The organism is Nitratireductor basaltis, from assembly GCF_000733725.1.
Lineage (GTDB): Bacteria > Pseudomonadota > Alphaproteobacteria > Rhizobiales > Rhizobiaceae > Chelativorans > Chelativorans basaltis.
The window spans coordinates 146280-166763 of the sequence record NZ_JMQM01000001.1 but is presented as its reverse complement, the minus strand read 5'-3'; the positions used below and the strand labels follow the sequence as shown (position 1 = coordinate 166763).

Below are 20484 nucleotides of genomic sequence, written 5' to 3'. Positions count from 1 at the left end.
TGCTTTTGTGCCGAAATGGGGCAATCCAAAATATCTGTTCAGTGAGGAGGCCAGCATGGTCAATATTCGCAAGACTGCCTCGATTGCAGCAGTTGTTCCGCTCATTGCCGCACTTTCTGCCTGTGTCGCTCCAGCCCCGCGCGAGATCGCGGTACGCTCCGGACCGGCGATCGACGGCCAGTGGATGGATCAGCAGGGCGTGGCCATCTCCACCTTCTCCAATGGGCGCTTCACTTCGGTAGCCACCGATACGGGCGCCAAGCTGTCTGAAGGCACTTACCAGATGCGTGGCTCGAGTGATGTTTCGATCAACATGACATCCCTGATCCGCCAGACGCAGACTTCGGTCAATTGCTCCATGGTTTCCAACCAGCAGCTCAATTGCACCAATGCCAACGGCCAGAACTTCGTTCTGACACGCCGCGGCTGAACTTCTGCGGCGCGAGCTTTACCGCACCACCTTGCAGAACCGGTCTGCGCATCATTCATCTTGCGCAGGCGCTCGAACCGCTGCGATACTCCCTCCCGCCTCAGGGAGGGGAGAACCGAATGGCAGCTTTTTTCGATCAGACCGAAACGCAGGAACCAGCCGCACGCGAAGCCGCGCTTCTCGACAGGCTGAGAGCCTTCCTGAAGACTGCGGCGGCCTCTTCTACAGCCTGGGCAGACCGTCTCGGTGGCGTTGACGTCGAGGCACTGCGCGACCGCGCCGACCTTGCCCGCATTCCGGTTCTTCGCAAATCAGAGCTTCTGGAGCATCAGAAGAACAATCCGCCCTTCGGTGGCTTCGCGGCAGCTCGGCCAAAGACCGGCGGCCGCGTTTTCATGTCCCCGGGCCCCATCTTCGAAATTCAGCCTCCTGGAAGCGACCCCTACAATGCGGCCCGTGCCTTCTTCGCGGCCGGCATCCGCCCTGGCGATTTGGTTCACAATGCCTTCGCCTACCACATGACACCCGGCGGCTTCATCCTCGATGAAGGCGCACGCGCTTTTGGCTGTACCGTCTTGCCGGCCGGCATAGGCAACACGCAGATGCAGGTCGAGGCTGCCGCGAGCCTGAAGCCCAGCGTCTATTGCGGCACGCCGGACTTCCTCAAGATCATGCTCGACAAGGCGGCAGAGACCGGCCACGATCTGACGAGCTTCAAGCACGGCCTTGTATCAGGCGGCGCACTTTTCCCCTCCCTCCGCGAAGAATATGCCTCGCGCGGCGTCAAGGTGATGCAGTGCTATGCCAGCGCTGAATGCGGCGTCATTGCCTATGAAAGCGCTGATGCTAACGGGAACCCGCTGCCCGGGATGCTGGTGAATGAAGACATCATCGTCGAGATCGTGCGCCCCGGAACCGACGAGCCGGTGCCCGATGGGGAAGTTGGCGAAGTGGTGGTAACCACCTTCAACCCGCTCTATCCCATGATCCGCCTGGGAACGGGTGACCTTTCCGCATTCATGGAAGAGCCAAGCCCCTGTGGGCGAACCAACCGGCGCATCCGCGGATGGATGGGTCGCGCCGACCAACGCACCAAGGTCAAGGGCATGTTCGTGGATCCAAGGCAGGTGGCCGAACTTCTACGCCGACATGACGAAGTCTCGCGCGCGCGGCTGGTCGTGACGCGCGAGAACGAAAGCGACGCGCTGTCACTTCTCGTGGAGGCTCGCGGAAACAGCGCGCCCGACATCCACGCGATCGCGGCCAGCATGAAGGACATTACCGGCCTCAGCGCACGGGTGGAACAGGCGGGTCCGGACGGTATCCCCAATGACGGAAAGGTCATCGCGGACGAGCGAAACTACGCCGGCTGAAATTCGCAACCCTTTGCCGATAAAGACGTTTTGCCTCGCATCTTGAGCGGATGCGAGGTTTTTCTTGCATCGCCAGTCCCGCGGTGTGAACATGATTCAAATCTGTAACTGAACTGACATGGTGCCCCACTAAAAGACGCCAGGATGCGCCGGCAGGACGTTCAAGAACATGGCAGTGGGGACTGCCAAAACTCTTCCCGTCCACCTGTCGAAAACAGATCTGCCCAAGGGAGAACTTATATGAAGAAACTGGCCCTCTTCGCCGCGACGAGTTCCGTGCTGGCTCTTTCAGCCACTTCGTCTTTCGCCGACTACACGCTGAATATCCTCCACATCAACGACTGGCACAGCCGGATTGAGTCCATCAACAAATACGACTCTACCTGCTCGGGCGAAGACGAGACCGAGGGCAATTGCTTCGGCGGTGCGGCGCGGCTCGTGACGGCAGTACGCGAAACGCGTGAGGAACTCGAGGGCCAGAACGTCCTCTTCCTGAATGCCGGCGACAACTTCCAGGGGTCACTCTTCTACACGACCTACAAGGGCGCGGTTGAGGCCGAATTCCTCAACCTGATGGGCACCGACGCCATGGTCGTGGGAAACCATGAATTCGATGATGGCGAAGATGGTCTGGCGACCTTTCTCGGTGAGGTAGAGTTCCCCGTTCTGGGTTCAAACATAAAGGCGCAGGAGGCTTCCGCGCTCGGGGACCAGGTCAAGGAATATGTCATCCTTGAGCAGGGCGGCGAGAAGATCGCCATTGTTGGCGCTGTTGCCAATGACACGGCCGAGCTTTCTTCCCCCGGCGAGCATGTTCACATCATCGAGGATGTCGACGGCATAACTGCAGCGGTGGAAAAAGTGCAGGCTGAAGGCGTCACCAAGGTGATTGCGCTGACCCATGTCGGCTATCCGCGTGATCTTGAAGCCATTGCCAAGATCCCTGGCGTCGACGTGGTCGTGGGCGGCCATTCCAACACGTTGCTTTCGAACACACAGGAAGGTGCCGAAGGCCCCTACCCGACAATGGTCGACAATCCCGAGGGCTATCAGGTGCCTGTGGTTCAGGCGGCTTCCTATTCCAAATATCTCGGCGCACTGGAAGTCACCTTTGATGATGAAGGTATCGTCGTCGCCGCTGAAGGCGATGTGAAGCTGATCGATGCCGGCGTCACCCCCGACGAGCAGGTAGCCGAGCGCGTCAAGGAACTGGCCGGTCCCATTGAAGAGCTGAAAGGCAAGGTGGTTGCCGAAACAAGCGCGCCCATCGACGGCAGCCGCGAAAACTGCCGTGCCGGCGAATGCGAGATGGGTAACCTTGTCACCGACGCCATGCTCGACCGCACGAAGGATCAGGGCGTACAGTTCGCGATCACCAACGGCGGCGGCTTGCGTGCTTCCATCGACGAAGGCGAAGTAACCATGGGCGAGGTTCTGGAGGTTCTGCCCTTCCAGAACACGCTCGCGACCTTCCGCCTTAAGGGCAGCGACGTCGTTGAATCGCTTGAAAGCGGTGTCAGCCAGATCGAGGACGGCGCCGGTCGCTTCCCGCAGGTCTCCGGCCTGAAATACAGCTTCGATCCTTCCAAACCCGCAGGCGAGCGCATCAGCGACGTGCAGGTCGAGACGAACAGCGGTTTCGAGCCGATCAAGCCGGATGAAACCTATATGGTCGCCTCCAACAACTTCATGCGCGGTGGTGGCGACGGATATTCGCTGTTCTCGGAAAATGCCCAGGACGCCTATGACTATGGTCCGGGTCTGGAGCAGGTTCTGGCGGATTATCTCGCGGAAAACAGCCCCTACCAGCCCAAGACCGACGGTCGCATCACCAATCTCGCCGAAAGCACGGATGAAGAGGCTTCCGCAGAGGACGCCATGGAAGAGGCCGGTGAGAAAACGCAGACCCTCGCTGAAAAGGCAGGCGAAACTGCCAAGGGCGTGGTTGAGTCCATGACCGGTGCCGCATCCCAGACCATGAAGGCGCTGACCGGCTCTGAAGAAGCTGCGGAAGAAGCCCTTGATGATGCAGCCAATGCTGCAGGTGCCGTGACCGATGAAGCCGAAGCCGTAGCCGAAGACGCCGCGGATATCGCCGCCGAAGCCGCCAAGGACGCCACCGCGGCCATGACCGAGATGGCAAAGGACGCCAATGAGGAAGCAGCAGAGGCCAGCGAAGGTGCCGAAGCGACGGCTTCAGAGGCTGCAGGCGAAGCAGAAGCCATGGCCGACAATGCGGCAGATGCCGCTGGTGAAGCTGCCTCTGATGCAACATCCACGATGACCGAAATGGCCAAGGATGCCAACGAGGCGGCAGAGGATGGAATGGCCGGTGCAGAAAAAGAGGCTTCGGAGGCCGGAGCGGCGGCAGAAGATGCAGCCTCCGACACTGCCGAAGCTGTCGGTGATGCAGCAGAAAGCGCTACCGAGACTGCAACCGAGCTTGCTCAGGATGCAAATGAGGCTGCCGACAACGTCATGGAAGCGGTCGGCGAAGAGCTGAAAGAAGCGACCGCGCCTGAGATGGCAACCGAAGAAGCCGAACCTGCAGCATCCGGTGAAGCAGACGCCATGGCGGAAGCAGCGACGGGTGAGCGCAAGCACATGGTCAAGCGTGGCGATTCCCTTTGGAAGATCTCCAAGGAATATTACGGCACCGGCGAGAAGTGGGAAACGATTGCCGAAGCCAATGACCTCGACAGCCGCTCCACCCTGACCATTGGTCAGGAACTGGTCATTCCGGCCGGCGAGTAGCAAGGACCTGCCGCAGGTCGGTGAACACAGCTTTCACCGACCTGCGGCCACAAGTACCATTGTTTTCCCTTGCAACTCCGCTAGCTTTCAGACGCGGACAAAGGGCAAAACATGAACATCTCCACAGACATCGACAGGGCCAGGGCGCGTAGCGTCGGCCCTCTTCCCGAGACCCACCCACCGGTCAAGATCGGCAAGGTAGGCGTACTTCTCGTCAATCTGGGCACACCGGATGGCACCGACTACTGGCCGATGCGCCGTTATCTGCGCGAATTTCTCTCCGATCGCCGCGTCATCGAGTGGCCACGGGCGATCTGGTATCCGATCCTGCACGGTATCGTCTTGAGCAAACGCCCGCAGAAATCCGGTGCGGCCTATGCGGAGATCTGGAACTACGAGCGCAACGAGTCGCCTCTGCGCACATTCACCCGCGCCCAGGCCGAAAAGCTTCAGGATGGGCTGAACGATCACCCGAATGTTTTGGTGGATTGGGCGATGCGCTACGGCAACCCATCCATCGAAGATGTGACGCAGAGCATGATCAAGCGCGGCTGCGACCGCATTGTCATGTTCCCGCTCTACCCGCAATATTCGGCAACGACCACGGCGACGGTGAACGACAAGTTCTTCGAGGCGCTGCAGAAGATGCGCTTCCAGCCGGCAATTCGCACGGTCCCCTCCTATCAGGACGAGCCGGTCTATATCGAGGCACTCGCTCAATCCATCGAGCGGCATTTCGCGACGCTCGACTTCGAGCCCGAGGTGGTGCTCGCCTCCTATCACGGCATCCCGCAGAGCTATTTCAGGCGTGGCGACCCCTATCACTGCCATTGCCAAAAGACGACGCGCCTCCTGCGCGAGCGATTGGGTTGGGAGAAGGACAAGCTCATCACCACTTTCCAGTCCCGTTTCGGGCCGGAAGAGTGGCTGCAGCCCTATACCGACAAAACGGTTGAAAAGCTGGCGAAGGACGGCGTGAAAAACATCGCCGTCTTCAATCCCGGCTTTGTCTCCGACTGCCTTGAGACCCTGGAGGAGATTGCAGGCGAAGCGGGCGAGATATTCCACGAGAATGGCGGCGAGAACTTCACCCATATCCCGTGTCTCAACGACAGCGATCTCGGAATGGCGGTCATAGAGGGCGTGGTTCGCCGCGAGCTCGCCGGCTGGGTTTGACCTGCTCAGGCTGACATCCGCAACACCTGGACGCGCCTGCCGGAAGCGGCGGGCGCATTTTGTTGTGACTAATCGTCTCTCTCAACTTTCTGTTGATCGCCGCTCAGGTGACAAGCACGCAATGCTCCTGCCATAATCCGCATCATAAGGTTCACGCATTGATTTCCCACGAGCCTCGCGGAGGAAAGCATGTTTTCCGGCTTTGATATTGTCCTACTCGTTCTTGCTGTTCTCGTACTGCTTCTCATCTTCTCCGGCATCAAGACGGTGCCGCAGGGGTTCAACTACACGGTCGAGCGGTTCGGCCGCTATACGCGCACGCTCTCGCCGGGCTTGAACATCATCGTTCCCTTCATCGACCAGGTCGGCTCGAAGATGAACATGATGGAGCAGGTACTCGACATTCCGACCCAGGACATCATCACCCGCGACAATGCCACCGTTGCTGTCGACGGTGTCGCCTTCTATCAGGTTCTCAACGCCCCGCAGGCTGCCTATCAGGTGTCCGGCCTTGAAAACGCGATACTCAACCTCACCATGACGAATATCCGCTCGGTCATGGGCTCGATGGATCTGGATGAGCTCCTCTCCAATCGCGATGCGATCAATGAGCGTCTCCTGCGCATCGTCGACGAGGCTGCCAATCCCTGGGGCATCAAGATAACCCGCGTCGAGATCAAGGACATCAATCCACCGGCCAATCTCGTGGAATCCATGGCCCGCCAGATGATGGCCGAGCGCAACAAGCGTGCACAGATCCTTGAGGCCGAAGGTCTGAAACAGGCAGAAATTCTGGAGGCAGAAGGCCGCAAGGAAGCAGCGTTCCGCGATGCTGAAGCGCGCGAGCGTGCCGCAGAGGCTGAAGCAAAAGCAACCAAGGTTGTCTCGGAGGCCATCGCCATGGGCGACGTCCAGGCAGTGAACTACTTCGTCGCACAGAAATACACCGAAGCACTTTCCACCATCGGCTCGTCCTCCAACAACAAGATCGTGCTCATGCCCTTCGAGGCCTCATCGCTGATCGGCACCCTCGGCGGCATTGGCTCGATCGCCAAGGACGTTTTCGGCGATGACGCCAAGCCCATGCGTCGCGCCTCCAGCGCCCGCCCGCCCTCAACCCGCACACCAAGCCAGGACTGATAGGCCTTTGTTCATGATCGCGAGCATCCTATCCGAACTGGGCCCGTGGAACTGGATGGTTCTGGGTTTCGTCCTGCTGGCAGCCGAAATAGTCGTGCCTGGCGTCTTCCTGTTGTGGATCGGCATTGCCGCGCTCCTCACGGGCGCGCTTTCGCTTCAGCTCTGGTCGGTCGAAATCTGGAGCTGGCAGTTGCAGGTGCTCGTGTTCCTGCTGCTCTCGCTCGCCGCTGTTCTCATCGGCAAACGCCTGATGGACAGGACTGCAGATGAAGAGACCGACCAGCCGCTTCTGAACCGTCGCGCTGAACAACTTGTCGGACGCACGGCCATTCTTGAGGAACCGATCGCCAACGGTTTTGGCCGCGTCCGTCTCGGGGACACGACATGGCGCGTGGAAGGCCCGGACCTTCCCGCAGGCAGCCGCGTGCGCGTGACTGGAACGCGCGATGCCCAGCTCCTGGTCGAGGCCGACACGAAGTGAGCTATGGGCGCTGCTCAGGCAGCGCCGATCCTCAGAAGGTCGTGCAGATGGACTATGCCGACGGGCTTGCGGTCTTCGACCACCATAAGCGTCGTGATCGCTGACGAATTGACCATCTGCAACGCCGTGGCCACCAGCGTTTCTCCGGTAATCGTCTTGGGGTTCCTGGTCATCACGTCATCAACGCTCATGCCCAGAATGTCATTGTCCATATGCCGCCGCAGGTCGCCATCGGTCACGATGCCGGAAAGGCATCCTTCCGCGTCAATGATACCGACGCACCCAAAGCCCTTGCGCGATATTTCGAGGATCGCTTCACGCATGCTGGTGCCGGTCTTCACGAGCGGGATGCGCTCATCGCGATGCATGACGTCACCGACATGGGTAAGGCTTGCGCCAAGTTGGCCGCCTGGATGAAAAGTGCGGAAGTGATCGGCAGTAAAGCCCCGCGCCTCCAGTAGAGCCACCGCAAGCGCATCGCCCAGGGCAAGCTGCAGCAAAGTGGAGGTTGTCGGAGCCAGCCCATGCGGGCAGGCTTCGGTGACCTTTGGCAGGCAGACAAGCACATCCGCCTCCCGCCCCAGGGCCGACCTTGCACCAGACGTCAGTGCGATGAGTGGGATTGCAAAGCGTTTGGCATAAGCGACGATGCCTTTGAGCTCTGCCGTTTCACCGGACCAGGACAAGGCAACGATTGCGTCATGGCGCGTAATCATGCCGAGATCGCCATGGGTCGCTTCGACAGGATGCACGAAATAGGCCGGCGTACCCGTCGATGCCAAAGTGGCTGCGATCTTGGAAGCGATATGCCCGCTCTTGCCCACTCCAGTGACGATCACGCGACCTTCAATGCCCGAAATGATCTCGACAGCACGCGCAAACGGCTCGGCGAGACCATTGTCCAGCGCAGCATGGAGGGCGGCCAGCCCCTGCTGCTCCGTCTCAATCGTGCGACGCGCCGAGTTGAGTGCCTCGGCCGCATCCGCACCCTGTTTGGACTGTCTGTTCAACATGGGATTGCCGATTAGCGCTTTCGCGCTGCCATGTCCATTCAATGATGTCAGAAGCAGCATATGGTGCGTATCGCCCGGCATTTTCAACCATGTGTTAACCACCCCGCTTTACGCTTTGGTTACCAGGCGCACCATGCGCAACAATCACAGGGTTTCCGGGGGCAGATGTCGCGCAAGGCGTTCAAGGGCAGGATTGCATGTGTATGGCTGGTGCTTTCATCAGGCACGGCCATGGCAATGCTTCCGCACGCATTCGCACAGGAAAACGAGTTGCGTGGTGGCGTGAGCGAAGAGCAGGTCAACCGCCAATTGTTCACCGGCGAGACAACCAACGGCATTCCCTCGAACACCTATGAGCCATTCACACAGTCTCCCGACACCGCCGAACCCGGCTACACAATCGACCAAGCGCCATTTTCGCGGATTACCGCCCGCGATCTGCCCGAACCGCGAGCGTCGCGGGCTGACGATGCCGATGCGGCTAATACGGCCCTTGCCGAAGGCCTGGAAGCCGATGCACCGACGGACGGCACGCTGACTGGTACCACTGAGGATCTGGAGACAGGTCAGACCCGCTCTCTTGCCGCGCGGCCGGTACCGCCAACGCAAGTGCCCGTACCCCGTGATGAGACGAATCCATATGCTCCCATTGGCCTGCGCCTCGGCACGTTCAATGCGATTCCAACCCTCGAACAGGGTCTGACCTACACCACCAATGCAGACAACAGTGCAGACGCCGAAGAAGCGCTCCTCTCGGAGACAACGCTTCGGCTGAATGCCGTTTCGGACTGGAGCCGCCATGAGGCAAGCTTGTCCGGCTACGGCACGATACGGCGCGCTTTGTCTGGCGCGGAGATAAGGGAAATTCGAGGTGGCGGTGACGCGGCACTGCAACTCGACCTGTCCGATCTATGGCAGGCACGCGCAGCGCTGGGCTACCAGGTAGAGGAAGACACCGCCGAATACGTACCTGAAACCGCAAGTGCCGACGATCCGCTTCGCCATCAGATAAACGCATCACTCGGCGTTACCAGGGACCTTGGGCGCGTCTCGCTGAGCGCCACAGGCGAACTGGTTCGCGAGCAATACTCCGACGCGACCCTGTCGGACGGTTCCAACCTCTCGCAGGAAGATCGCAATTCTACCCTGGCCCTTATGCGCCTTCGCACCGGCTATCATCTCTCACCTGCTCTCCAGCCATTTGTTGAGCTGGAGGCGGGGCGCCGCGTCTTCGACAACAAGATCGATCAGGAAGGTTATGCACGCTCCACCGACCGCTATGGCGTACGAGCGGGACTTTCCGTCGACATAGCTGAAAAACTGCAAGGCGAGGTTTCGGCCGGTTGGTTGACCGAGCGACTGGACGATGAGCGGCTCGAAGATGTTTCGGGCTTCACCCTCGCCTCGTCGCTGGAATGGTCACCCATGCGGGGGACCGTCGTTGGTCTTGACGCGAACACGACCGTCAACAGTGCAGGTACGGCAGGCGACAGTGGTTCGCTGCTTTATGATGGAACACTGCGGTTGTCGCGCGAACTGCGCGCGAACCTCTCCGGCGAGCTCGCTTTCGGTGCAGCCTACGAAGATTACTCCAATGGCGCCCACGACCTCACACTGAGCGCGCAGGCAGCAACCACCTGGTGGTTGAACCGCTATGCAGGCCTTACCGGCCGTCTGCGGCACGAGAAACGCACCAGTTCGGACGAGACACGCGAATATGATGCAAGCAGCATCTTCATGGGCCTGAAGCTGCAGCGCTGAAGCCAGCGCCGCAGCGTTAATCCCTGATCAGGCAACCTTTGCGGAATCGACCGCCTCTTCGCGAATGATGTTGCGGGCGAATTCGGCAACATAGGGTGCCAGATCCTCGCGCTGCAGGGCGAATGCAAGATTGGCTTCCACGAAACCTTCCGGCTGGCCGCAATCGAATGTGCGCCCTTCGTAGATATGCCCATGGAAACGCTGCTGCTTGAGAAGCGCGCGCATGGCGTCCGTGATCTGGATCTCACCGCCCGCACCGGTCTCCTGATTTTCAAGGAAGTGGAAGATTTCCGGCTGCAGAATGTATCGACCGGTTATGTAGAACGGCGATGGCGCGTCCTCGGGCTTCGGCTTCTCTACCATGGAAGTGATCTCGAAGCCGGTATGGGCCTCGTCACCCCGTCCGACGATACCGTATTTATGCGTCTCGGATGGGTCGCATTCCTCCACGGCTAGCACATTGCCGCCGGTCTTCTCGTAGAGTTCGACCATCTGCTTCAGGCAACCCTTCTCCGACTGCATGATCATGTCGGGCAGTAGGAGCGCAAATGGCTCATTGCCAACGAGTTCGCGCGCGCACCACACGGCATGGCCGAGCCCCATCGGAACCTGCTGACGGGTGTAGCTGACCTGGCCCGGCTCAGGCTGCATCGCCTTCAGCTTGTCCAGGATTTCCTTTTTGCCGCGACGCTCCAAGGTCTCGTATAGCTCGAACTGGTGATCGAAGTGATCTTCGATCGCCGACTTGTTGCGGCCCGTAACGAAAATGAAATGCTCGATACCGGCTTCACGGGCTTCGTCGACAACATACTGGATGACGGGGCGATCCACGACCGTCAGCATTTCTTTCGGCAAGGCCTTGGTTGCGGGGAGGAAACGCGTGCCTAGACCAGCAACGGGAAATACGGCGGTACGGATTTTCTTCATAGGAAGTCCCTCTAACGAGAAATGGGCGGGCAAAGCCCGAAAACGCGCATCTTCTACAGGGGTTCCCTAATCAGAAGTAGAAGATGATGCACGATATACGTTTCGCCTTAATCATAGGGTAAACTCTTTACTAACCGCAATCGGCCATACTGGAACGAGGTTTCCGATGGAGGTTCCAATGACTGCTAGCAGAGCCGCCCGTGGCTTTGTCGCTGCGAAGCTGTTTTTAGTATTTATTTTAGCGACGATTTTCTCAATGCCGGCCCATGCCGATGCCGGCTTTCAGCGGTGGATCCGTGATTTCCGGTCCGTCGCCACATCTCAGGGTATTTCCGGTGCCGTTTATGATCAGGCGTTCCGGGGTATCACCGAACCAGATCCTTCCGTTCTGGAAAAAGCACGCTATCAGCCCGAGTTTCGCGCTGAGGCATGGGAATATTTCGACAATCGCGTCCAGGAAGCTGCCATTGCCGAAGGCCGGCAGAAGGCCCGTGAGCTGAAACCCTGGCTTGACCGCATTGAGCGTCAGTTCGGCGTCAGCCGGTATATCCTGCTCGCCATCTGGTCGATCGAATCCAACTACGGTGCAGCGCTCAAGCGCGACAACGTGATGAAAAGCCTGCCTCAGGCGCTGGCGACCTTGGCCTATGCCGACAAGCGTCGGTCGAAATTCGCCCGCACGCAGCTCATCGCTGCGTTGAAAATCCTTCAGAACGGCGATGTGCGCCCCGACCAGCTTACAAGTTCATGGGCTGGTGCAATGGGCCATACCCAGTTCATCCCGACAAGCTACCAGGCTTACGGTGTTGACATGGATGGCGACGGCCGTCGTGATATCTGGAACTCGGAGCCGGATGCATTGGCAACCGCTGCCAATCTCCTGCGCAAGAACGGCTGGCGCTCAGGAGAAACCTGGGGCTATGAGGTGCTTCTGCCACGTGGCCGCAAGTTCCCCGCCGGCTCCATGTCGCTCAAGCGCTGGGGTGAAATCGGTGTGGTGCGTGCCAATGGCAAGGCCTATCCGGATTCTTCGCGCAACGCAGAGCTGAAGGTTCCGGACGGCCGGGAAGGTCCGTCCTTCCTGATGACCAAGAACTTCTTTGTCATCAAGCGCTACAACAACTCCGACAAATATGCTCTCGCCGTCGGTCTCCTTGCCGATGCGATTCAGGGCGTCGGGGGTCTGGTGAATGACTGGAACCGCCCTTTCCAGCGCCTTTCCTTCTCCGAGACGCAGGAATTGCAACAGCGTCTGGGTGCATTAGGTTATTACGAAGGTGAGATCGATGGTAAGATCGGCGGTGGCTCGCGTGAAGCCATCCGGCAGTTCCAGGCCCGCATGGGCTTGACGCAGGACGGGCACCCCAGCAAGGAAGTGCTCCAGCGGCTGCGAGGCCGATGATCAATAGGAGCGCCGCTTGGTCAAGAGAAACTGGTCATACCGACTTCTCCAAAGCCTGACTGCCGTGGCGCTCTGCCTCGCTTTGGTAATCACCGGCCTCGGCATCAGCGTCGAGGCCGCACAAGCGCAAGAGCTGATCAGGCGGCAGAACCTGTTTGACCGGCTTTTCGGCGGACCCAAGCCCCGGGAGGCCGCTCCGCCAAAACGCACGATCAGGCGCAGCAAGCCGCAAAGACAGCGTGCCGCTCCCCGCAGCACGCGCCAGCAGCCAAGACGCCAGAAACGCTCCAGCCAGCAAGCTGCACCCCGCACCGCACCGGCCGCTACGGCGAGCCAATCCGAAAAACTGGAAAACGCGCGCAGTGTTCTCGTCGTGGGTGACTTCATGGCCGGAGGCCTCGCGGACGGTTTGGAGACAGCCTATGCAGAGGCCCCGGGCGTACGCGTGATCGACCGCACGAATGGCTCTTCGGGTTTCGTGCGTGACGACTATTACGACTGGAACGGCGAGATAGCCGCGATCCTCGAAGAGGTGGATCCCGCAGTCGTGGTGGTCATGATCGGTTCGAATGATCGCCAGGATCTGACCATTGATGGACGGTCGGCAGCCCCGCGCAGCGATCCCTGGCTCGAGGAATATCGACAACGCGTCAAAAAATTCGCAAGCACCATCGCCGAGGAAAACATCCCGCTGATCTGGACGGGTCTCCCACCCTACAAGTCCTCATCGATGTCGTCTGACATGCTCGCATTCAACGACATCCAGAAAGAGGCTGTCGAAAGCGTGGGCGGTGCATTTGTGGACATATGGGAAGGCTTCGTCGACGAGAACGGCGCTTTCATCTTCACCGGGCCGGACATGAATGGTCAGCCCGTGCGTTTGCGCGGAAGCGACGGGATCAACCTTACGCGTGCAGGAAGGCGCAAGGTGGCCTTCTATGTCGAGAAACCGCTCAACAAGGTTCTGGGCAACGCGATCCAGCCGGACATCGAGGCGGAAGACATTGTTGATCTGCCAGCCACTGCCGCTTTGAGTGCGCCGGAAGCTGAACCGGAAAAGAAGAACCGTACGGCCCCCATGAGCCTAGCCTCGCCGGAGTTGTATGGTGCAACGGATCGCATCAGCGGCTCCCAAGAGACAGCGATAAGCTACAGCCCGATGATGCTCGAAGCAGAACGGAAGCTGAAAGCAGAAGAAGAGTCGCCCCGACCGGAACTCGACGCACCCGCGATTTCCGGGCGTGCTGATCAGTATCTCGCGCGCCCGCCTGTGTCTCGTTCCACTGAGCAAGAGCAGCAGCAGAGCGACAGCGCCAGTCAGGTGCAAAGCGAAGCGTGGCAGACCCGTGGAAGCACAACGGCCGGCAGCGGTGAATGACACCGCCCCGGCCGCCTTCATCCATGCCTTGACGTGATCAGCGAGGCAGCACCGTCTCGCCCATCAGCGCCTCGTCAATGGCGCGTGCGGCCTGCCGGCCTTCGCGAATGGCCCAGACCACCAGCGACTGGCCGCGGCGCACATCTCCGGCCACATAGAGCTTGTCGACATTGGAACGGTAATCGCGGTCATTAGCGACGACATTGGTCGAGTTGCGGCGGTCGGTTGTCGTCTCGAGCCGCTCGCCCATGTCTTTCAGAACGCTGTCTTCGCGGGGGCCGGCAAAGCCGATGGCGATAAAGGCAAGATCCGCCTTGATGATAAACTCGGTTCCCGCGATGGGCTTGCGCTTCTCGTCAACCTCACAGCACTTCACGCCGGTCAGATTGCCGTCCTCGTCACCGACAAATTCAAGCGTTGCCACCTGGAACGCACGATCGGCACCTTCCGCCTGGCTGGAAGAAGTGCGCATCTTGGTCGCCCAATAGGGCCATACCGTCAGCTTGTCTTCCTTTTCCGGTGGCTTCGGACGGATATCGAGCTGGGTAACGCGAACCGCGCCCTGGCGGAAGGCGGTACCCACACAGTCGGATGCGGTATCGCCGCCGCCGACAACCACGACATGCTTTCCGCCGGCCAGGATCGGCTCCTCGGCCCAGGCCACGGACTGGATGTCCTCACCACCTACCCGCTTATTCTGCTGAACAAGATAGGGCATGGCATCATGCACGCCGTGAAGTTCGACGCCTGGAATGCCCGCGGGCCGCGGCTTTTCCGAACCACCGCAGTAGAGCACGGCATCATATTCTGCCAGAAGCTCGTCCACCTTCTTGTCGACACCGACATTGACGCCGCAATGGAAGGTAACGCCTTCGCCCTGCATCTGCTCCACGCGCCGGTCGATGAAGTGCTTCTCCATCTTGAAGTCGGGAATGCCATAGCGCATCAGGCCGCCCGGCTTGCTCTCGCGCTCATAGACATGAACGTCATGACCAGCGCGTCCAAGCTGCTGTGCGGCAGCCATGCCCGATGGGCCGGAGCCGATAATCGCGACCTTCTTGCCGGTCTTCTGCTCTGCCGGCTGAGGCCGGATGAAGCCAAGCTCATAGGCCTTGTCGGCGATGGCCTGCTCGATGGTCTTGATGGAAACCGGTACGTCCTCGAGATTGAGCGTGCATGCTTCCTCGCAGGGTGCCGGGCATACGCGCCCCGTCCATTCGGGAAAGTTGTTAGTCGAGTGCAGGTTGCGGATCGCCGTTTCCCAGTCCCCCTGATAGACCAGATCGTTCCAGTCCGGGATCTGGTTGTGCACCGGGCAGCCCGTCGGTCCGTGACAGTAGGGAATGCCGCAATCCATGCAGCGCGCGGCCTGCTTCTCGACCTCCTTGTCCGACATCGGGAGCGTGAACTCCTTGAAATGCCGGATGCGGTCGGAGGCAGGCTGATACTTGTGCACCTGCCGGTCGATCTCGAGGAAACCTGTAACCTTACCCATCAGTCTGTCCTTCTGCCGGGAGCTTGCGCTCCTTGAGAGGGCGTCGCGTCATCTCGCGCCGGCCCTTGCGTGGTTGAAGTGATCTGGCAGCTATTCGGCTGCCAGACCCATGCGCATGCGTTCCATTTCTTCCAGCGCGCGGCGGTATTCGACCGGCATCACCTTGCGGAATTTCGGGCGGTAGTCAGCCCAGTTGTCAAGGATCTGCTTGGCGCGCGTGGAGCCGGTATAGTGGAGATGGTTTGCGATCAGCTTGGCGAGACGCTCTTCATCGTGGCGGGTCATGTCACCGGAAACGTCGACGCGGCCCTTATGTGCGATGTCGCCACCGTGATGATGCAGCTTCTCGAGGATGTCATCCTCTTCCGGAACCGGTTCCAGCTCGACCATGGCCATGTTGCAGCGTTCGGAGAAGTCACCTTCCTCGTCGAGAACATAGGCCACGCCACCGGACATGCCGGCTGCGAAGTTGCGGCCCGTCTGACCGAGAACGACCACTACACCGCCGGTCATGTATTCGCAGCCATGATCGCCGACGCCTTCAACAACCGCGACGGCACCGGAATTTCGAACCGCGAAACGCTCACCCGCCACACCGCGGAAGTAGCACTCGCCCTCAACGGCACCGTAGAGCACGGTATTGCCGACGATGATCGAGTTCTCGGGCACGATCTTGGCACGTTCATCCGGACGGATGACGATGCGGCCGCCGGACAGACCCTTGCCGACATAATCGTTGCCGTCGCCGATCAGCTCGAAGGAAACGCCACGGGCCAGGAAGGCACCGAACGACTGGCCAGCCGTACCCGTCAGGCGGACACTGATCGTGTCTTCCTTCAGGCCCTTGTGGCCGAAACGCTTGGCGACTTCACCCGACAGCATCGCACCGGCGGAACGGTCGATATTGCAGATCGGGAAGTCGAGCTGCACCGGCTCCTTGTTTTCAAGAGCAGGCATGGCAGCCGCGATCAGCTTGCGGTCAAGCACATCGTCAATCGGGTGCTTCTGGCGCTGCGTCCAACGGATCTCGTCTTCTGCCGCTTCAGGCTTGAAGAAGACGCGCGAGAAGTCGAGGCCCTTGGCCTTCCAGTGATCCACCACCGCGCGCTTTTCGAGAAGCTGCGACTGGCCGATGAGCTCATCGAGCTTGCGCACACCCATCTCGGCCATGATCTGACGCACCTCTTCGGCAACGTAGAAGAAGTAGTTGATCACATGCTCGGGCGTACCCTTGAAGCGCTTGCGCAGCACAGGGTCCTGCGTGGCGATGCCCACGGGGCAGGTGTTCAGGTGACACTTGCGCATCATGATGCAGCCTGCAGCAATCAGCGGAGCGGTCGAGAAGCCGAACTCGTCGGCACCAAGAAGCGCACCGACAATGACATCTCGGCCGGTTTTCAGACCGCCGTCCACCTGCAGCGCCACACGCGAGCGCAGGCCGTTGAGAACCAGCGTCTGATGCGTTTCTGCCAGACCCATTTCCCACGGGCTGCCTGCATGCTTGATGGAGGTGAGCGGCGAAGCACCTGTACCACCATCATAGCCGGCGATGGTGATGTGGTCGGCGCGCGCCTTCGCGACACCTGCCGCAACCGTGCCGACACCAACCTCGGAAACGAGCTTGACCGATACATCGGCGGCCGGATTAACGTTCTTCAGATCGTAGATCAGCTGCGCCAGATCCTCGATCGAATAAATGTCGTGGTGCGGCGGCGGTGAAATGAGGCCAACGCCCGGCGTGGAGTGACGGACCTTCGCGATGGTCGCATCCACCTTGTGGCCGGGGAGCTGGCCGCCCTCACCGGGCTTTGCGCCCTGCGCGACCTTGATCTGCATCATGTCGGAATTGACAAGATACTCGGTCGTCACGCCGAAGCGGCCCGAGGCGACCTGCTTGATCGCCGAGCGCTCCGGGTTCATCGAACCGTCAGGCAGCGGGTAGAAGCGGTCTGGCTCCTCGCCACCCTCGCCCGTATTGGACTTGCCGCCGATCTGGTTCATGGCACGCGCGAGCGTGGTGTGCGCCTCGCGGCTGATCGAACCGAAGGACATGGCACCCGTCGAGAAGCGCTTGACCAGTTCCTCTGCTGGCTCGACCTCTTCCAGCGGAACCGGCTCGCGACCGGCTTCCTCCGCCTTCTTGATGCCGAACAGGCCACGGATGGTCTGCGCGCGCGCGCTCTCACCGTTGATCAGGTCAGCAAATTCCTGGTAGTTCGTCCAGGACTTCTTGCGCACCGCATGCTGGAGCGTGGCAACCGCATCCGGCGACCAGGCGTGCTCCTCACCGCGGATGCGGTAGGCATACTCACCGCCGACCTCGAGCGCATTGCGCAGGACCGGATCGCTGCTGAATGCACGGCGATGGCGCTCCACCGTCTCACGCGCAACTTCCTCAAGGCCAATGCCTTCGATGGTGGTTGCGGTACCGGTGAAGTACTGCGCCACGAAATCTGTCTTCAGACCGACGGCGTCAAAGATCTGTGCGCCGCAATAGGACTGGTAGGTCGAGATGCCCATCTTGGACATGACCTTCAGGATGCCCTTGCCGATGGACTTGATGTAGCGGTGCACAACTTCGTTGGCATCGACCTCGGGCGGGAACTCGCCCTTGGCATGCAGATCAAGCAGCGTGTCAAAGGCAAGATAAGGGTTGATTGCCTCGGCGCCGTAGCCAGCAAGGCAGGCGAAGTGATGCACTTCGCGCGGCTCGCCGGATTCGACGACCAGACCGACCGCCGTGCGCAGCCCCTTGCGGATCAGGTGATGATGCACGGCAGCGGTGGCAAGCAGCATCGGGATGGCGATGCGGTCCGCACCAAGCTGACGGTCCGACAGGATGATGATGTTGTAGCCGCCGGCAACCGCAGCTTCCGCACGGTCGCACAGACGATCAAGCGCACCCTTCATGCCTTCCGCACCTTCAAGCGCGGAATAGGTTACGTCGAGCGTCTTGGTGTCGAAGCGGTCTTCGGTGTGGCCGATGGAGCGGATCTTCTCCAGATCGCCATTGGTCAGGATCGGCTGGCGAACTTCAAGCCGCTTGCGACGCGAATTGCCCACCAGATCAAAGATATTCGGACGCGGGCCGATGAAGGAGACGAGGCTCATCACCAGTTCCTCGCGGATCGGATCGATCGGCGGATTGGTGACCTGCGCAAAGTTCTGCTTGAAATAGGTGTAGAGCAGCTTGGGCTTGTCCGACATGGCCGAGATCGGTGTGTCGGTACCCATGGAGCCGATGCCTTCCTGGCCGGTCGTGGCCATGGGCGGCATGAGCATGCGCGTGTCTTCCTGGCTGTAGCCGAAGGCCTGCTGACGGTCGAGCATCGACACATCCTTGCGCAGCGCACGCGGCTCGACAGGCTTCAGCTCCTCCAGAATGAGCTGAGCATTCTTCAGCCATTCCTTGAACGGGTGCTTCGACGCAATCTGCGCCTTCACCTCGTCATCGGGGATGATGCGGCCTTCTTCGAGATCGATGAGCAGCATGCGGCCGGGCTGCAGGCGCCACTTCTGGACGACCTTCTCCTCCGGCACGACAAGCGCGCCGGCCTCTGAAGCCATGATGACGCGATCATCGTCGGTGACGAGGTAGCGGGCAGGACGAAGACCGTTACGGTCGAGCGTCGCACCGATCTGGCGACCGTCGGTGAATGCGACCGCAGCCGGACCGTCCCACGGTTCCATGAGGGCTGCATGATATTCGTAGAACGCCTTGCGCTCTTCGCTCATCAGCTTGTTGCCGGCCCATGCTTCCGGGATCAGCATCATCATGGAGTGAACCATGGAATAGCCGCCCTGGAAGAGGAATTCGAGCGCATTGTCGAAGCAGGCCGTGTCGGACTGCCCTTCATAGGAGATCGGCCACAGCTTGGAGATGTCGTTGCCGAAGAGCTCGGAATCTACCGACGCCTGGCGCGCGGCCATCCAGTTGACGTTGCCGCGCACCGTGTTGATCTCGCCGTTATGGGCAACCATGCGATAGGGATGCGACAGCTTCCAGGAGGGGAAGGTGTTGGTGGAGAAGCGCTGATGCACGAGTGCCAGCGCGGATTCGAAACGCTCATCCTTGAGATCGGCATAGTAGGCACCCAGCTGATAGGCCAGGAACATGCCCTTGTAGACGATGGTGCGCGCGGACATCGAGACGATATAGAAGCCGTTGTCGCGACCACCGGTCTCCTCGTGAATGCGGCCCGAAATGGCCTTGCGCACGATGTAGAGACGACGCTCGAACTCCTCGTCATCGCCCACACTCGTGCCACGGCCGATAAAGACCTGACGGTGTACCGGCTCGGAAGCCACGATATCGGGAGCCTTCGAAAGACCGGAATTGTCCACCGGCACATCACGGAAGCCGAGCAGCTCCTGCCCCTCGGAACGCACCACCTCCGCGATGACATTCTCGATGTGCTTCTGCAGCTCTTCATCCTGCGGCATGAAGAGATAGCCAACGCCATACTGGCCGGCTTCCGGCAGTTCCACACCCTTGGCCGACATCTCCTCGCGGAAGAGACGATCGGGGATCTGCACGAGCATGCCCGCGCCGTCGCCCACCAGCGGGTCGGCGCCAACCGCACCGCGATGGGTAAGGTTCTCGAGCATGGCCAGACCATCGCTGATGATGGAATGGGACTTCCGCCCCTTCATATGCGCGACAAAGCCGACACCGCAGGCGTCATGCTCGTTGCGCGGATCATAGAGACCCTGTCGGGCAGGCAGGCCTGAAAGAATGGTGGAGGCACGTTTTTCGGCGCGCGTCCTGGCCTGCACGTCAGACAGGTGTCCGCTCGTCGCAGATGGCGTCAGTTGCGTCATCGATACATCCTCCAATATGCACCCTGGGGAGAGGCGAAGGTGCCGGTCAGTTACAGGCGGGGCACTCGTCGAAGCGGCGCGTCCCGTTATGAAGGTTCGGCATATCTTTCGAAAAGCCGGAAGAGCGTTCTCCCTCTCCCAGGGATCCGCTTCTTCTAGTGGCGTCACGCTAACCGCATCGGGGCGTTCCGCTTCGCCGCTTCTCCGTCGTCAGCACGCTCGAATTATAGCGTAGATTTATCGACGTTGACGCGACTAAATAAGACAGGAGTGCTGTCCTATTTATTCAATTGCCAGAAAAGCGGGAGCCGCACAAGACGAAACAGCAAAAAA

General features: G+C 60.1%; 12 protein-coding genes and 1 pseudogene. 9 read left to right on the top strand and 4 right to left on the bottom strand.

Translation table 11 applies throughout. The annotated features are described in order from the left end of the window. The first annotated feature begins 55 nt into the window (after positions 1-55). The 6 genes and pseudogenes from omp10 (at position 56) to EL18_RS00705 (ending at position 7354) form a co-directional block, all read left to right on the top strand. Positions 56-430 (top strand): outer membrane lipoprotein Omp10, encoded by a 375-nt coding sequence (gene omp10 / locus EL18_RS00735; protein ID WP_036483568.1) that lies wholly within the window; start codon positions 56-58, stop codon positions 428-430. A gap of 119 nt (positions 431-549) precedes the next feature. After that, entirely contained in the window at positions 550-1803 is a 1254-nt protein-coding gene (locus EL18_RS00730) for a phenylacetate--CoA ligase family protein (RefSeq protein ID WP_036478745.1), read from the top strand. A gap of 240 nt (positions 1804-2043) precedes the next feature. Then, positions 2044-3774: pseudogene (locus tag EL18_RS18140) on the top strand (bifunctional metallophosphatase/5'-nucleotidase); the annotation flags it as partial. A gap of 894 nt (positions 3775-4668) precedes the next feature. Continuing rightward, positions 4669-5733, top strand: a complete 1065-nt coding sequence (gene hemH / locus EL18_RS00715; RefSeq protein WP_036478742.1) for a ferrochelatase — start codon at positions 4669-4671, stop codon at positions 5731-5733. Between the two features lie 189 nt (positions 5734-5922). Then, the gene (locus EL18_RS00710) at positions 5923-6873 is read left to right on the top strand and encodes an SPFH domain-containing protein (protein WP_036478741.1); all 951 of its coding nucleotides are present in this window, start codon (positions 5923-5925) and stop codon (positions 6871-6873) included. A 13-nt stretch (positions 6874-6886) separates the two neighbouring features. Then, a complete protein-coding gene (locus EL18_RS00705; protein ID WP_036478738.1) occupies positions 6887-7354 on the top strand; it encodes an NfeD family protein in 468 nt (155 codons plus the stop codon). Positions 7355-7368: 14 nt separating this feature from the next. Here EL18_RS00705 and EL18_RS00700 read toward each other — a convergent pair whose 3' ends face one another. Further along, a complete protein-coding gene (locus EL18_RS00700) occupies positions 7369-8367 on the bottom strand; it encodes a KpsF/GutQ family sugar-phosphate isomerase (RefSeq protein WP_036483559.1) in 999 nt (332 codons plus the stop codon). 165 nt (positions 8368-8532) lie between these two features. Here EL18_RS00700 and EL18_RS00695 point away from each other — a divergent pair, with 165 nt between their 5' ends. Further along, positions 8533-10128: an outer membrane beta-barrel protein gene (locus EL18_RS00695; RefSeq protein ID WP_036478735.1), complete on the top strand. Its 1596-nt coding sequence runs from the start codon at positions 8533-8535 to the stop codon at positions 10126-10128. A 27-nt stretch (positions 10129-10155) separates the two neighbouring features. On the opposite strand, the gene galU is transcribed toward EL18_RS00695, so the two are convergent. Further along, positions 10156-11055 carry a UTP--glucose-1-phosphate uridylyltransferase GalU gene (gene galU, locus EL18_RS00690; protein ID WP_036478731.1) on the bottom strand — a complete coding sequence of 300 codons (900 nt, stop codon included), beginning with the start codon at positions 11053-11055 and terminating at the stop codon, positions 10156-10158. 166 nt (positions 11056-11221) lie between these two features. Between galU and EL18_RS00685 the strand changes: the two genes are divergently transcribed. Beyond that, entirely contained in the window at positions 11222-12457 is a 1236-nt protein-coding gene (locus tag EL18_RS00685; RefSeq protein WP_036478727.1) for a lytic murein transglycosylase, read from the top strand. A 16-nt stretch (positions 12458-12473) separates the two neighbouring features. Beyond that, on the top strand, positions 12474-13835 hold the full coding sequence (locus EL18_RS00680; protein ID WP_152552924.1) for an SGNH/GDSL hydrolase family protein: 1362 nt from the start codon (positions 12474-12476) through the stop codon (positions 13833-13835). Positions 13836-13872: 37 nt separating this feature from the next. Here the strand turns inward: EL18_RS00680 and EL18_RS00675 are convergent, their stop codons facing one another. Both EL18_RS00675 and gltB read right to left on the bottom strand, forming a co-directional pair. Further along, positions 13873-15330 carry a glutamate synthase subunit beta gene (locus tag EL18_RS00675; RefSeq protein WP_036478725.1) on the bottom strand — a complete coding sequence of 486 codons (1458 nt, stop codon included), beginning with the start codon at positions 15328-15330 and terminating at the stop codon, positions 13873-13875. A 90-nt stretch (positions 15331-15420) separates the two neighbouring features. Then, on the bottom strand, positions 15421-20151 hold the full coding sequence (gene gltB / locus EL18_RS00670) for a glutamate synthase large subunit (RefSeq protein WP_036478723.1): 4731 nt from the start codon (positions 20149-20151) through the stop codon (positions 15421-15423). Between the last annotated feature and the right edge of the window lie 333 nt (positions 20152-20484).